The following is a 14,544-nucleotide window of genomic DNA, read 5'->3' on the forward strand; positions in this document are numbered from 1 at the left end:
TCGTCAGCGATCAGTGAGCGCCTTCCCGATGTCAGCTTTCAAACACACTCTGGCCTTGAGCCTGCTGTCCCTTGGCGTGCTGCAAGCCAACCTGGCACTGGCGGCCGTCACGCCCGCCACCGGCAACGCCGTGGAAGCACGGGTCAGTTCGATCCTCGACAACATGAATCAGTCCGAAAAGATCAACTTCACCCGCGTCGACGACGGCCACATGATCCCGTCGCTGCTCAAGTGGGGCATCAAGGGCACCACTGCCTACGACTCCTCCATGGGCGTGCACGTCAACAACGCCACATTCGGTGCGCAGTACCCATCCCAGTCGGCGCTCGCGGCGACCTGGAGCATCAACCGCGCCAAGGAATTCGGCCTCGCGATTGCGTACGAGACGCGGATCTCCGGCGGCCAGCAAATGCTCTCCCCAGGCGTCAACCTGTACCGCACGCCGTATAACGGGCGCTCGGCGGAATACGCCAGCGGCGAAGACCCATTCATCGGCGCCGTACTGGCTCCGGCTGTGGTCAACGGCATTCAGGCGCAAGGCATCCAGGCCAGCGGCAAGCACTACCTGGCTAACGAGCAGGAAGCCAACCGTCAGGGGCTGAACGTCGTGGTCGACGAGCGCACCCTGCGCGAGCTTTACCTGCCGGGCTTCGAGTCGATGGTGAAGAACGCCAACGTCGCGTCGATCATGTGCGGCTTCAACAAGATCAATGGCGATTACGCCTGTGAAAACCATCACTTGATCACTGAAGTGCTCAAGGGTGAATGGGGCTATCAGGGCATCGTGATCAGTGACTTCAACGCGATTCACAACGCGTTCAAAGGAGCATGGGCCGGCACCGACATCGACATGCCGTCGGGCCTGCAATTCACCGAAGCCAACCTGATGCCGTATGTGTGGAGCGGCCAGTTGAGCCAGAACGTCATCGACGACAAGGTCAAACGCAACCTGCGCGCGATCGTCAGCTATGACTTCCAGGAAAACCTCAACACCGCCAAGACCCTGGACCACCCCGAGTACGGCCAGCGCGCTTCGCTGAACACGGCGCGTGAGTCGATCGTGCTGCTGCGCAACGAGAACACCTCGGCCGGCAAGCCGCTGCTGCCTCTGGCGCGCGATGCCAAGATCGCAGTCATCGGTGACTGGGCCTATCAGGCGCCGGCATCGCCGTTCGGCACCGCGAACTCGCCCCCCAACAGCTACGTCACCGAGCTGAGCGGTCTGCAGCAATTGGCCTCCAGCAGCACCAACGTCACCTACCTGCCCGAGCTGAGCCTGAACCCAAAGGCCTCGGCCTGGTATCAGCCGGCCGTTGGCAGCAACAACGTGAACAACGCCGGCGTGAAGGCAGAGTACTTCTCCAACACCAGCTTCTCCGGAAGCCCGGTGGTGACCCGCGTTGAACCCGGCGTGAACCTCAACTGGACCACCGGCACCAACGAAACCAACGCCGGCACCACCGCAGTGTCTGGCTTCAGCCCGACGCCCGGTGCGTTCTCGGCACGCTACACGGCGACCATCAAGCCGACCGTCTCTGGCGCACAAGTGTTCAAGGTCCGCGCGGACGGCCCGTACAAACTCTGGGTCAACGATGAGCTGGTCTTGCAGAGCGACGGCAAGCCGTATGCGGCGGACGTGGTCAACGCGTTGACCACGTCGGGCAAAACCGCCGCACTGGTGGCCGGCAAGCCCTACACCGTGAAGCTTGAATACCAACGCGTTCAGGGCAACTTCATCCCGGCACTGGGTGGCATCACCGGCGTGCAGATGAGCTGGGCCGCGCTGCGTCCACCGAAGGACCTGTCCAAATACGACGCGGTCGTCATTGCCACGGGCTCCAACTATGAGCACGAAGGTGAAGGTGCGGACCACGGCTTCGAACTGCCTGACCAGCAAGCAGAGCTGATCAGCTTCGTCACCAAAGCCAACCCCAACACCATCGTGGTCATGCACGGCGGCGGTGTGGCGGACATGCAACCGTGGGCAAACAAGGTCGGCGCATCGCTGCAAGCCTGGTTCCCGGGGCAGCAAGGTGGCCAGGCCCTGGCCGAAATTCTGTTCGGCAAGGTCAACCCGTCTGGCAAGCTGCCGATCACTGTCGACAAGAAGATCGAGGACAACCCGAGCTACGCGTCGTACCCGGATCCGGCTGCCTACCGTGGCGACAATGCGCTGACTGAGATGACCTACAGCGAAGGCCTGTACATGGGTTATCGCGGTTATGACAAGAAGCACGCCAAGCCGCTGTATCCGTTCGGTTACGGCCTGTCCTACACCACGTTTGGTTACAGCGATCTGAAACTGTCGACCAACGTCATGGCACCGGGCAGCACTGTCGATGTCACCTTCACAGTGACCAACACCGGTGACAAAGCGGGCTTCGAAGTGGCGCAGCTGTACGTCCACCCGAACAACCCGGCGGTCGACCGTCCCGAGAAAGAGCTGAAGGGCTTCACCAAGGTTTACCTGCAACCGGGCGAAAGCAAGACCGTGAGCATCCCGATCGATTCGCGCTCCCTGGCGTATTACGTCGAGAAAACGGACAGCTGGGATGTCGACGCCGGCAAGTTCAAGATCCTCGTAGGGCCTGATTCCGAAGACCTGCCGCTGGATCGCACCTTGATCACGCTGTTCCCGGAGCACCTGACCACCCGCGACAGCAACCCGCTGCCGCTGCCACTGCGCAAGGCAGTGCAGGTCAGCGCGTCGCAAACCTACTGAGTGGGTAATCCGGTCAGTTTGCTGATTGGAACCTAAGCAGGCGTTGCAGGCGACACTTCAAGCTCAGGGACGAGTTTGAAGGTCGCTTTTCAAGCGGCGCAGATAGCCGTCGAATACGGCCATCACGTCGACATCTTCCGGGGCCCTGAGCCACTGGATCTGCACCCCGTCCATGACCGAAAACATCTCCTGAGCGAGTGCCTTCACGTCGATGTCCGGCCGCACCTCCCCCGCCTCGATCAATGCCTGAAGATGCCCCCGTGCATGTTCGTGGGTGATATGAAAGCGTGTTTTGTACCAGTCGAAGGCCGGATGCGCCTCGGACAGACTTTCCGTATTGAGCACCATCGCCGCCTGGCATTCGGCAGCGTCCTGCACGCTGAAGCTCATGCTCATCCGCACGAATTTGATGAACCCCTCCAGCGTCATCTCCATGGTCAGTTCACTGAACCGCGACACCACCCGCTGATCCCGCCGCTCCAGCAGCGCATTGAGCAGGGCTTCCTTGTTCGGAAAGTGATGCAGCAGGCCGACGGTTGTGATGCCGGCGAGCTGGGCAACATCCTTCATCGACGCACTGGAGTAACCGTTGCGGGCAAAGATCACCGTTGCCGCATCAAGCAAGGCGGCACGACGCATTTCCCCCTTGGGCGCACGACGCCGTTTCGGCGAGGCCACCTCGGGCGAGTCATTCCCTGATTCGTCGTCTGTCATAACACCTTGTCTCGTTGATTCGGATAAAGCCTGAACGGGGCACGGCGATGGCCTGCTCACGCCGCAGCCTGGGCGTCGTCCCGGCGCTGGAAAAACCGCCTGGCCGTCAGGGACGCGATTGTAATCGAAGTCACGGCAATCAATGCGTTACCGGTGAGCATGGCCGGGAACGCACCGGCCGCGCCGAACAGATGAATCCCGCCGAGTACGAACGGCACTGTGCCCAGGGTGGCCCGCAGCCAGGCGAACAGTGCCACCAGCCACGGCCGGCCCAGGGTGACGAACATCGAGATGGCGACAAAATCCAGCCCGATCAGCGCCCACAGCCCGCCACCGACATGGCAGAACGCAAGGAAGATCGCCCGCCCGCTGCCTTCCAGCTCATAGGTGTCGGCCAGCGGCGTCGCCACCACCAGCAGCACGGCCCAGACCAACAGGCCATAGACAATCACCAGCTTGCGGCTGAAAACGATAGCCGAGGCGACGCGAGCGTGGCGATGGGCGCCGATGTTTTGCCCCAGCACCGGCGCGAGCGCACTGGGCAGGGAAAAGAATACGCAGTAAGCCAACTGCATGACGCGGTCCATCACCGACATGGCCGCCAGCGCCGACGTGCCATAGGCGCCGATTGACGAGACCAGATAGGTCAGGCCAACGGGCGTGGCCAGATTGCCGACCATCGCCGGCAAGCCGACCTGCATGACCTTGCGCGTGTGCAGGCGCAGCAGTCGCCAGCGGACAGAGAACGGCATCGCCAGTCGCGCCCGCAGCCAGTAGATGCCAAGCCCGAGGGACACCAGCGCCGACAGCGCATAGGAAATCCCCGCGCCCTCAAGGCCGAGGCCAAAACCGAAAATGAACAGCGGATCGGCCAGCGCCAGGGTCGCCGCACCCGACAGTACGACGCACAGGGCGCGGCGGCTGTCGCCGGCGGTGCGCAGGATCTGCGCCGACATCTGCATGGCCGACTGCAGCACGCTGAACGGCAGGGTCAGCCAGATAAAAATCCGCGCGGCTTCGTAGGTACTGGCGTCCGCGCCGAGCCAACGGGTGAGCGGCACCAGCAGCGCCAGTTGCAACGCCGCCGCTGCCCCCGATGCGATCACCACCATCAACATCAAGTGGGTGACCAGCCGCGATGACGCCTTCGACGCGCGATGACCGATCCGCTCGGACAGCACCGTTGCGGCGGCGATGATCAGCCCGCTGGAGACGGCGCTGTTCAGGAAGATCAGCACTTTCGCCACGCCCGTCGCGGCGAGCAGTATCGGATCATGGAGCATAGAGACGTAGAGCAGCGTGAAGATGTCCACCAAAAACACCGCAAGCAGGCTCAGCGCGCTGGTGCTCGACATCACCATGACGTGCCGGGCCACCGAGCCTTCGGTGAAAACAGCGCGCGGGTGAGTCATGAACACTCCAGAAATAAACAGTGGCCGGGTGCGGCAGCGGGTGTGAGGGATGGAAGCGGCGCTGCCGGGACAGCGCGCGCACTTTATACGTTTGTGTCCGCCGCCGCCGTATTTCTCGCGGCCAGTAGCGCGTGGAAGTCCGAGGTGGTCAGCGGGTGACTGAGGAAATAGCCCTGCCCCTCTTCGCACTGCACTGACTTGAGCAGCTGCAGATGCTCGGCGGTTTCAATGCCCTCGGCCGTGACCGTCAATGAAAGCGCCCGACCCAGCCCGACGATCGCCTGCACGATGGAGCGGTCGCCTTCGCTTTCGCTGAGGCGGGTCAGGAAGCTGCGGTCGATCTTCAGCCCGTCGAAGGGGAATGTGCGCAGGTAACTCAACGACGAATAACCGGTGCCGAAGTCGTCCATGGCGATGCGCACTCCCAGTTGCTTGAGCATCAGCATGACATCGAGCGCCCCCACGGCGTCTTCGATCATCACGCCCTCGGTGATCTCCAGTTCGACCCGCGCCGGCTCGATGCCGGTGGCCTTGAGGGCCGACTGAATGCGCGCCGGCAGGTTGCCGCGCTTGAATTCGGCAGGCGACAGGTTGATGGAAATGAACAGCTGTTTCGGCCAGCGCGCGGCTTCACTGCACGCCTGGGTCATGACCCAGTCGCTGAGGGGGATGATCAGCCCGCTTTCTTCAGCGATGGGGATGAAGGTGTCCGGCGCAATCAGACCGCGCTGGGGGTGCTGCCAACGTACCAACGCTTCGGCGCCGACCATCGCGCCGTCGGCAATCCGAAAGCGCGGCTGGAAATGCAGGCGCAGCTCGTCGTGTTTGATCGCATAACGCAGGTCGCTTTCAAGACGCCTGCGCTCGATAATTTTGGCGTTCATGTCCCCGGCATAGAACCGCCAGGTGCCGCGACCGCTGGCCTTGGCCTCGTAAAGCGCAATGTCGGCGTAACGCAACAGTTCGGCGGCGTCCCGCGCATCGGTGGGTGCCATGGCGATGCCGATGCTGGCGCTGACGAAAATTTCCTGGTCGTCGATCGGCACCGGGCGTTCGATGGACTCGATCAGCCGCCGGCACAGCGCCTCCACTTCTTCCTGGGTCTGGGCGTCGCTGAGGATCAGCACGAACTCGTCACCGCCGACCCGCGCGACCAGATCGCCATGGCGCACGCAATCGGACAGCCGACTTGACACGTCATTGAGCACGCGGTCGCCGGCGGCGTGGCCGAGCAGGTCATTGACCGGCTTGAAACGGTCCAGATCGATGCTCAACATCACCAGCGGCTGGTCAAGGGTCGGCAACGCTTTTAGTTTGCCGTCCAGAAACTCCTGTAACCGGACCCGATTGGGCAGCCCGGTCAGGGCGTCGTGCTGGGAGAGAAACTCGATGCGCCGACGGGCTTCCACTTCTTCGGTGACATCGGTGGCCGTGCCGCGGAATCCGCCCACCGCCATCGACCGCGCCGACAGGCGACTGATGCGCTCGCGGCCGCAGGGCTCCAGGTAGCGGCATTGAATGGTGATGTCGGGCCGACGGTTGGGGATCGCCAGCCATTGGGACACCTGGCCGAGTTCGGTCTGCAGCAGATCGTCCATCAAGGCACCGATCCACTGCGCGCGGTCCAGGCCGGTCACGATTTCGAAGCGGTCGGACAGGTAAGTGAAGCGCCCTTCGCTGTCGATTTCCCAGACCCAGTCCGAGCTGGCTTCCACCACGTCACGAAAGCGCGCTTCACTGGTGGCGAGTGCGCTTTGGCTGTTTTGCAGGGACGCGTAACTGTCATCCAGGGAGCGCGCTGCCGCGGTGGTGCGGCGCAGGATGGCCCAGGTCATCAGGCACACCAGCACGGCGGCCAGACCAATCAGCGGCAGGCCGAGGGTCAGTAGACGCAGGCCGGGCTTGGGTGGCGTCCAGTGCAAGGCGCCGGCGGCACCGCCCTCGCCCAACGGAAAGATCGATACCTGATGGCGCTCGTCGGGCGTGGCAACGTGCAACCCGTCTACGCCGTATTCCTTGCCCAGAATAGCCAGCTTGGCGTCGTCGAGCACGTCGACGAAGATCAGCACCGAGGGCACGCGGCCATCGGAAGTGACGCTTGGGTCGGTGCCAGGGGTAATGGCGGCGGCGGCAACCAGCGCAGGTGTGCCGTTCAAGTCAATGAACGCGGTGACAGGGGTTTCCGTCTCGGCGCCGTCCCGAGCCCTGGCCAGCAGCAGGTCCCTGGCCTGTCCCAGCCACGGTGCGGCATCAACCTTTTCCAGTTGCCCTTCGATCACGGCGTACACCGTGCGACCGCTGTCATCGATGACAAACACGCCTTGAAACCCGAAATCGCTGAACAGCGTCGCACCGATGTTCTGACGGACAAACGCCCAGTCCGGGTCGACGTTTAGATGCAGATAGCGGTAGGCATCGCCCCAGAACGCGTAGTCCCTGGCCGTGACGGTCAGGGTTTTTTGCAGGGAGCTCAGCGCTTTCTCGGTGTAGAACGCGCTTTCGATCTCTTCGTTGCGGTCCAGGTCATGGGCGAGGAACGCCAACAAGTAAGCGGCCAGCAGAAACACGCCTGCCAGCAGAAACACGAACTTGAACAGCGAGCCCCGCGCCAGGGCGACGGTCGAGGAGCTTGCAGGCGTGACGACGGGTGCGATGGGCTGATTTGGCATGGTTTTCCGCAGAACTGGACCCAAATGGGTGGCTTACGTCTGTATCGGCGGCGGTGTGTCAATGATGAGCTGCACCTGGGCGCGCAGGCTGTCGTTGTCCTCGCTTAAAACAGCAAGCCTCTGATTGGCCTGCGCCAGTTGCTCACTGGCCAGTGCCAGCGCTTTCGCCGAGGATTTATTTTCCGATTTTACAGCTCCCAACTGCTCTTGCAGTTGCTCACGGGCGCCATCGGCTTTCGCGGTGGACATCTGCGCAGTCCGGAGTTCTGTGGCGAGGCGCTGGGTGTGGTCTTGTTGATCTGCCAACGCCCGGGCCTGTTGACGCATCTCGCCGAGCAGGCGCTCGTTGTCGCGGTTCAGGCGTGTTGATTCGTCCTGCTTGATGACCAGTGTCTCTTGAAGTTTTCGCTGTTCGAGCTGGATCTGCTGAAGCTGGGCTTCGTGACGGCGCTGATCCTGCTCGCGTTGCTCCTTGATGGCCTCGCGGTAATGCTCCAGCGCCGCGCGGGCGTGCACATGCTTTTCCTCAAGGGACTGGATTTGCAGGTCCTTGTCCTGCACGCGCAGCTCGAGGTCTTGGCACTGCTGGCTCAGACCAGCGTTGCGCGTGAGCTCCGACTGCCAGGAAGAATGGGTCGTCTGCAGCTGGGCGCCCTGCTCGGTCAACGCGGCGTGCTGGGATTCGCACTGGCGCCGGGCCTTTTGCAGCTCCAGCTCAAGGGCTTCCAGCCGGGTTTGCCAGGCGTCCCGCTGACCATCGAAGTCCGCCTGTGCCTGGGCGACGACCTCTGCACCCTCCTCCGTCAGCCGATCAAGCAAACCTTCAACGAGCGCTTTGAGCTCGTCGCCCATGCGCTCGCGCGACGACGCTTGGGCCGGCGCCTGGGTGTCGAGCTCCTTTAGGTACCGGGCGATGGTGGTTTTCGAGCCGGTATTGCCCAGTTCAACGCGCACGGCGTCGATGCTGGGGTAAGCGCCTTTGCTCAGCAACGCCTGTCGCGCGCGCTCTACCACCGCCTTGTTAATGCCTCCGCGTGCCATCCAGCCTCCTACGATTTCGTACCGTGTTACGTAACACGTTATTACAGGCTACGTTATCAGTAAAAACGTTGTGTGGAAATGTTTCTGCCAGCAGCCGATAATAGTGCTTTATCGCTTTTCAGACGGGTAAGCGGCCATCAAAGCCAGCAAAGCGCCCGTGTCACGCCGAGTGAGGAATGTATGGAAAAGGCAGATCGTTACCTGTCAGCAGGCACCCGCGCCAACACCCGCCGGAGCTACCGGGCCGCGATCGAGCATTTCGAAGTGGTCTGGGGCGGTTACCTGCCGACGACAGGCGACGACATCGTGTGCTACCTCGCCGAATACGCCGATAAGCACGCCATCAGTACGCTGAAGCAGCGTCTGGCGGCGCTGGCCCAGTGGCACGTCACCCAAGGCTTTCCGGACCCGACCAAAACGCCCACTGTGCGGCAGCTGCTCAAGGGCATTCGCGTCGTCCACCCGGCGCAGACCAAACAGGCAGCGCCGTTGCTGCTTCGGCATCTCGAACAAGCGGTCGCGTGGCTGGAGAATGAGGCCAACGCCGCCTGGCAGCGCGGCGACCACAAGGCATTGATGCGTCACCGACGCTCCATCGCCCTGGTGCTGATCGGCTTCTGGCGAGGGTTTCGCGGCGATGAACTGGCCAGGCTGGACATCGGCAACACCCAGGCCCAAGCCGGCGAAGGCATCAGTTTCTACCTGCCGTACACCAAGGGCGACCGTCAGCATGAGGGCACTACGTTCCGCACCCCGGCGCTGAAGACACTTTGTCCGGTCAATGCGTATATCAACTGGATCACCGTGGCCGGCCTGACCCAAGGGCCGGTGTTCAGGCGGATCGACCGCTGGGGCAACCTGTCGATGGAAGCCATCAACTCCCACAGCCTGGTGCCGATGTTGCGGCGCATCTTTAAAGACGCCGGGTTGCCTGATGACCTATACAGCAGTCACTCAATGCGCCGGGGATTTGCAACTTGGGCGTCCGGCAACGGCTGGGATATTAAAAGCCTGATGAACTACGTCGGCTGGAAAGACATTAAATCGGCGCTGCGTTATGTAGATCCGACCACCTCGTTTGGCGGCCTGGCATTGAAACCTGCGTTGAACCCGGCCTTGCAGCGTGCAGCGCTGGCCGACGCGTGATCGGTGTGCATGTTTTAAAGCGGCCTGCGACGCGTAAACTGACAGCCGCGCAGTCACATCAGCAAAGAAGACAGAAAAGTTTGCGGTTAGTACTGGCATCCCTGCACCCACTCGCACTACAGTGTCCACGGTTACACCAGTAATCACCGTGCGCTCCAATGTTCGCCAGTGCTAACGCCGCACGTCAGTATCAACAAACCGAAACATGGAGTTCCAATGTCTAAACTTGCTGAATACCGCCAGCTCGAACGTCACCTTGCCGATCAGCTCGCTGCCCTCGAGGCCATGAAAGGCGATAAAGGCCTGGAACAGGAAATCGAATTCGAAGGCAAATTGCGTACGCTGCTCGGCGAATACAATAAGAGCCTGAAAGATATTATTTCGATTCTTGATCACCCTACTGGATCCAAACAGGGCAAGAACACCAGCGCACCCGAGAAGACCACTCGCAAAGCCCGCGCCGTTAAAGTCTACAAAAACCCGCACAGCGGTGAAGTCGTGGAAACCAAAGGCGGCAATCACAAAACCTTGAAAGAATGGAAAGCCGAACACGGTTCCGACACCGTCGAATCCTGGGTTTCCTGATCGGCGTGTCAACGGGGACGGGTCATTGACCATCGCCCCGTTGCCGCTCTCCCGATGCACGCGCCCGCGGCGCTGCATCGGTGACTTCATCATTCTCACCTCGTTGCCTTGCAACTCTGCGTCGCGCAATTTGATCAGTTAACACTACCGCCGTCACACTTCAGCCCGGCATTGCCAAGGGCTTCGGTTGTACTTGTCTGTCGGAGTCATCCCGTGAAGAACATAGTTGCCGGCGTGCTGAATGTTTCATATCGCGACATGGGCCCGGACGAGGGCCCCTTCGTCGTACTGCTCCACGGATTTCCCTATGACATCCACGCCTATGACGACGTGTCAGCGCAGCTTGTCGGGGCTGGCTGCCGCTGCATCGTCCCTTACCTGAGGGGATACGGCCCTACCCGTTTTCTCGATTCGGCCACGCCTCGCTCGGGCGACCAGGCGGCACTGGGCGCCGACCTGCTGGCACTCCTGGATGCATTGAATATCCCCGAAGCCATTCTCGCCGGCTACGACTGGGGCGGACGCGCCGCGTGTGTGGTGGCTGCGCTATGGCCGGAACGTGTGACGGGACTGGTCAGCTGCGACCCCGGCTATAACATTCAGGACATCGCGGCTGCAAACACACCGGCTCCACCCGAAACGGAGCGACGCCTGTGGTACCAGTATTACCTTCACGGTGAGCGCGGACGCGCCGGCCTTGCGGCCAATCGAGGTGAGTTTTGCCGTTTGCTGTGGAAGCTCTGGTCGCCGACGTGGTCGTTCGCCGAATCCACATTCGCTGATACGGCGCAGGCGTTCGACAATCCGGACTTCGTCCAGGTTGTGACGCATTCTTACCGCCATCGCTACGGGCTGGTGGCGGGCGATCCCGACTATGTCTTTATTCAGGCTCGCGCAACAGCCACTGATCAAAGTGCCGACGGTGATTCTGGCGGGAGCAGACGATGGCGTCTCATCAAAACGCGATGGCAGTGCGGCGGTGAGCGGCTTTGCCGGGCAAGTAAGGCGGCAAGTGATAGAGGGGGTGGGCCACAATGTGCCGCAAGAAGCACCGGTGGAATTTGCCGATGCCATAATAAGCCTGCTGAACAATCACTCAGTACAAGTAACCGGAGCCGCTGATGATTCAGCTCTGCTCGGCATTGCTTAGCTCAACGGCCGACTGGGCCGCTGCCACTTCATCTTCGAAATAAAATACGGCGCCCTCATCATTCTTGACCCGGAAGACGGCGGTTGCCCCCGACTGCCGATGTTCGAGGGGTATGTCTTCACCTTCAAGCCTGACGACGGTCACAGCCATTGTAATTCTCCTGCGGATAACACTGACAGCCAGTGGAGCCACTCACGCTGGAGCCCGTTCATCTCTATTATCAGCTTCAACATTCAAAGGTACGGTTCATCACGCACGACACTCAGTGTATGAACCGGGGTTGCGTGCGGGTGCGTGGGGAGCTGAAGAGTTGCGCACTTTGGAACGTGACAGGCAGCGGGCGGTACTCAAGATCGATCAGGCGAACCCCATTGATGTGAGGCTGCGCGCAAGGCATTGCGCCGAAGGCAGTGGCCAGCACAATCTGGGCGGGATCAAACAACACGATGGTTTCCGCACTGACGGCGTCCATATAAAGCGAATAAGGACAAGGGGCGTCGGGACACACATGATGACGAAGTTCGTTCAATACCCGTAAGCGGCTGTAGACGACGGTGCCTTCACCCAACGATTTGCTGTACCAGGTATTCATTGCACTGCCCATCTCGTAAGCGTTATCAGTATCGACCCTGTGCCGAATCGATTCGTTCAACGACAATAAAGATCAGGCAAGGATAAATTACCGGCGGGGTTACAGGCGTGCTACCGGCGGGCTTGAAACAGCGCGTGAATTTTGCCGATGACCTGGTCGATATCAAACGGCTTCTCGATCACCTCATCGAACAGGTCCGGCCGCTCGGCCCCCAGGTAGGCCTGGGCGCCACTCATGAGCATGATCGGCGTCGACATGTACACGTCGCGTGACTTGATCGCCTCGGCGAGTTCCAGGCCGGTCATGCCGGGCATCATGAAGTCGGTGATGATCAGGTCGGGGCGCTCGCGGTCGAGGATGTCCAGCGCCTTGCTTCCGCTCCCGGCGACGACCGTCTGAAAGCCCTCATCCTCCAGCGCAAAGCTGAGGATATCGGCAATCAGGTATTCATCATCGATGATCAGAATGGTCGGCATCAGAGGGGCACTGCCCACGGTGGTGCAAGGGCCAGGCGCCTGATCAGGCAACTCACTGATTCTGAACACCCCCACGTTGCGAATCGCATATCTCAGACCTTCTTCATGGTGATTCCAGCATTGCTCATCACGACTTCAAGTGGCGAGGGATCATAGGCGTTGTCTCTGATCTTCAGAATCGAAACCTGCCGTTGAAGTTCAGTCCGATGCTGTACGAACTGGACGAGCAGCAGGTTATCCACCACGCCGGAGACATCCGGTGCCGGGAAGCTCGATTGATCGTCGAACAACCGATGTGCTTCCCAGGAAGCCATGACCGTGACGCCGCGGGCTCGAAGTTCGCCGAGCAAGGTGTCGAGGACGTCGAGTACCCGACTCTGATCGGCGGCCGCGCGGCTCAGGGCGTTGAGGCTGTCGATGAATACACGCTTGATCTGCAGCCGCTCTACCCTGTCGAGCAAGTCGTAGCAGACGCGGTCAATCAGACCCGCCGAGGCCGGTGTCCAGACAATGTGCAGCGCACCCGACGCTTCCAGTCCCGCGAAGTCCTTTCCGAGGGAACGCGCTTTGCTCATCGCCCGTTGCGGCGATTCATGAAAGCCGAAGTACAGGCCGGGCTCCTGCGCGGAACAGCCGCTCAGAAACTGTATGCCCAGGGACGTCTTCCCCGCGCCTGAAGGGCCCATGATCAGCGTCACCGAGGACCGGACCAGACCGCCACCGATGTGCGCGTCCAGCCCGTCGATGCCGCTGCTCAGGATGGCGTAGGGGTGTTCGGGCATGGCCCCGGTGCGGGTCAGCAGGCATTCCAGACGCGGGTAAATGGAAATGCCCTGCTCGTTGATCTCGAACTCATGGGCGCCGGGGATCGCGCCGCTGCCCCGGGTCTTGCGCATCTTGATCCGGCGCACCGTGCGCGAGCCAATCATGTCTTCGCCCATCTCGATCACGCCGTCGACCATGGTGTGCTCGGGACTGCCATCGTCCAGTTGCGAGCTGGTGAGGAACAACACCGTGCAGCCGGCGAATGCGGCATGACCCTGCAGCTCGGAAATGAACTGCTTGGTGTCCAGCGGCGTTTCTGCCATGGAGCGCGCGTTGAGCAGCCCGTCCAGTATCAGCAGGCTGGCGTGCTGGCGGCCGATCTCGCGGCGCAGCAACTTGACGACTTCGTCCAGCCCGTCGTTCTCCAGGGTGTCGAATGCACTGACAAATTGAATGCTCTGGCCCACAGCACCGCGATCGAAAAAGCTCAGGGTCGAGAGAAAATGAAACAGCCGGTCGTGGGGCTCGGCGAGCAGTGTTGCAAAGAGCACGCGGCCGTTTTGCCGGACGTGGTTGAACCCCAACTGGTTGGCGAGGATCGTCTTGCCCGACCCCGGCCGTCCTTGAATGATGTATGACGCGCCCGCAACAAGGCCTCCTTTGAGCACGGCGTCGAAGCCCTTGATCCCGCTTTCAAGGCGTTTTAGCTGATTCAAATCCGCTCCCTCTCCTGATGTGCATCAGGCCTGAAAATACGCATTGCTCACGCGCGAAGGCCGATACATTGGCGGGTAATGGCGGATCAGTCCAGCCTGTCGCAATGTTGCGTATAACGGGCCTTGTGGTTGCTGTACAGGGATCCAATTCTGCACGTTCAGCAGAGACAAAAAAGCCCGCTTTCGCGGGCAAAATCGATGGGGTAGCAGCGGGATGAAACGGGTTAGCCAGCGCACGCTTTCATGGGATCGTCCACAGAAGCTTCGCGCCTTAATGGAGGCTTTCAACCCCTCGTACGGACTTTGGCAGCAGTCCGGCTTTGAATTGCTGAACAAACAGAGCCGTTCTGAATCCGCGCCCCAGCGTTGCGGCTTCTGCTTCGAAGCGGGTCAAACATGAAGTGAAGTCCGGCTGAGCGGTGTCGTTAAACAACTCCCCGGCTTCATTGAGCGTCGAATCTTCTAATAACTTATTCATCAGAAATCTCCATGTTGTACGTGGGTCTTAATCACATCGTCGGGAGGGCCGGCTACGTACCGACCCTCCCCTTATAGT

General features: G+C 61.0%; 12 protein-coding genes and 1 pseudogene. 4 read left to right on the forward strand and 9 right to left on the reverse strand.

Annotated features, from left to right (window positions below):
* Positions 1-28: 28 nt before the first annotated feature.
* Positions 29-2,722, forward strand: a complete 2,694-nt coding sequence (locus OKW98_RS15880; RefSeq protein WP_265389747.1) for a beta-glucosidase family protein — start codon at positions 29-31, stop codon at positions 2,720-2,722.
* A gap of 63 nt (positions 2,723-2,785) precedes the next feature.
* Here OKW98_RS15880 and OKW98_RS15885 read toward each other — a convergent pair whose 3' ends face one another.
* The 4 genes from OKW98_RS15885 to OKW98_RS15900 all read right to left on the reverse strand — a co-directional run bounded on the left by OKW98_RS15885 (position 2,786) and on the right by OKW98_RS15900 (position 8,558).
* Positions 2,786-3,436: a TetR/AcrR family transcriptional regulator gene (locus OKW98_RS15885; protein ID WP_265385616.1), complete on the reverse strand. Its 651-nt coding sequence runs from the start codon at positions 3,434-3,436 to the stop codon at positions 2,786-2,788.
* A 56-nt stretch (positions 3,437-3,492) separates the two neighbouring features.
* The gene (locus OKW98_RS15890; RefSeq protein ID WP_265385617.1) at positions 3,493-4,848 is read right to left on the reverse strand and encodes an MATE family efflux transporter; all 1,356 of its coding nucleotides are present in this window, start codon (positions 4,846-4,848) and stop codon (positions 3,493-3,495) included.
* Between the two features lie 83 nt (positions 4,849-4,931).
* Positions 4,932-7,517, reverse strand: coding sequence for an EAL domain-containing protein (locus tag OKW98_RS15895; protein WP_265385618.1), 2,586 nt, complete (start codon positions 7,515-7,517; stop codon positions 4,932-4,934).
* A gap of 33 nt (positions 7,518-7,550) precedes the next feature.
* On the reverse strand, positions 7,551-8,558 hold the full coding sequence (locus OKW98_RS15900; protein ID WP_265385619.1) for a DNA-binding protein: 1,008 nt from the start codon (positions 8,556-8,558) through the stop codon (positions 7,551-7,553).
* A 180-nt stretch (positions 8,559-8,738) separates the two neighbouring features.
* Between OKW98_RS15900 and OKW98_RS15905 the strand changes: the two genes are divergently transcribed.
* The 3 genes and pseudogenes from OKW98_RS15905 to OKW98_RS15915 all read left to right on the forward strand — a co-directional run bounded on the left by OKW98_RS15905 (position 8,739) and on the right by OKW98_RS15915 (position 11,439).
* A complete protein-coding gene (locus OKW98_RS15905) occupies positions 8,739-9,704 on the forward strand; it encodes a tyrosine-type recombinase/integrase (protein WP_265385620.1) in 966 nt (321 codons plus the stop codon).
* Between the two features lie 216 nt (positions 9,705-9,920).
* Positions 9,921-10,289: a histone-like nucleoid-structuring protein, MvaT/MvaU family gene (locus tag OKW98_RS15910; protein ID WP_265385621.1), complete on the forward strand. Its 369-nt coding sequence runs from the start codon at positions 9,921-9,923 to the stop codon at positions 10,287-10,289.
* A gap of 258 nt (positions 10,290-10,547) precedes the next feature.
* Positions 10,548-11,439, forward strand: a pseudogene (locus OKW98_RS15915) (alpha/beta fold hydrolase).
* On the opposite strand, the gene OKW98_RS15920 reads toward OKW98_RS15915, so the two are convergent.
* From OKW98_RS15920 to OKW98_RS15940, 5 genes are all read right to left on the reverse strand, one after another.
* Positions 11,416-11,589: a hypothetical protein gene (locus tag OKW98_RS15920; RefSeq protein WP_265385622.1), complete on the reverse strand. Its 174-nt coding sequence runs from the start codon at positions 11,587-11,589 to the stop codon at positions 11,416-11,418. The pseudogene OKW98_RS15915 and the gene OKW98_RS15920 overlap by 24 nt on opposite strands.
* A gap of 112 nt (positions 11,590-11,701) precedes the next feature.
* On the reverse strand, positions 11,702-12,031 hold the full coding sequence (locus tag OKW98_RS15925; RefSeq protein ID WP_265385623.1) for a hypothetical protein: 330 nt from the start codon (positions 12,029-12,031) through the stop codon (positions 11,702-11,704).
* 110 nt (positions 12,032-12,141) lie between these two features.
* The gene (locus OKW98_RS15930; RefSeq protein WP_265385624.1) at positions 12,142-12,507 is read right to left on the reverse strand and encodes a response regulator; all 366 of its coding nucleotides are present in this window, start codon (positions 12,505-12,507) and stop codon (positions 12,142-12,144) included.
* Between the two features lie 92 nt (positions 12,508-12,599).
* Positions 12,600-13,988 carry an ATPase domain-containing protein gene (locus tag OKW98_RS15935; protein WP_265385625.1) on the reverse strand — a complete coding sequence of 463 codons (1,389 nt, stop codon included), beginning with the start codon at positions 13,986-13,988 and terminating at the stop codon, positions 12,600-12,602.
* A gap of 271 nt (positions 13,989-14,259) precedes the next feature.
* Complete coding sequence (locus OKW98_RS15940) at positions 14,260-14,466, reverse strand: hypothetical protein (protein ID WP_265385626.1); 207 nt, start codon at positions 14,464-14,466, stop codon at positions 14,260-14,262.
* Positions 14,467-14,544 lie beyond the last annotated feature (78 nt).

It is taken from the genome of Pseudomonas sp. KU26590 (assembly GCF_026153515.1).
In the GTDB taxonomy this organism is placed as follows: domain Bacteria; phylum Pseudomonadota; class Gammaproteobacteria; order Pseudomonadales; family Pseudomonadaceae; genus Aquipseudomonas.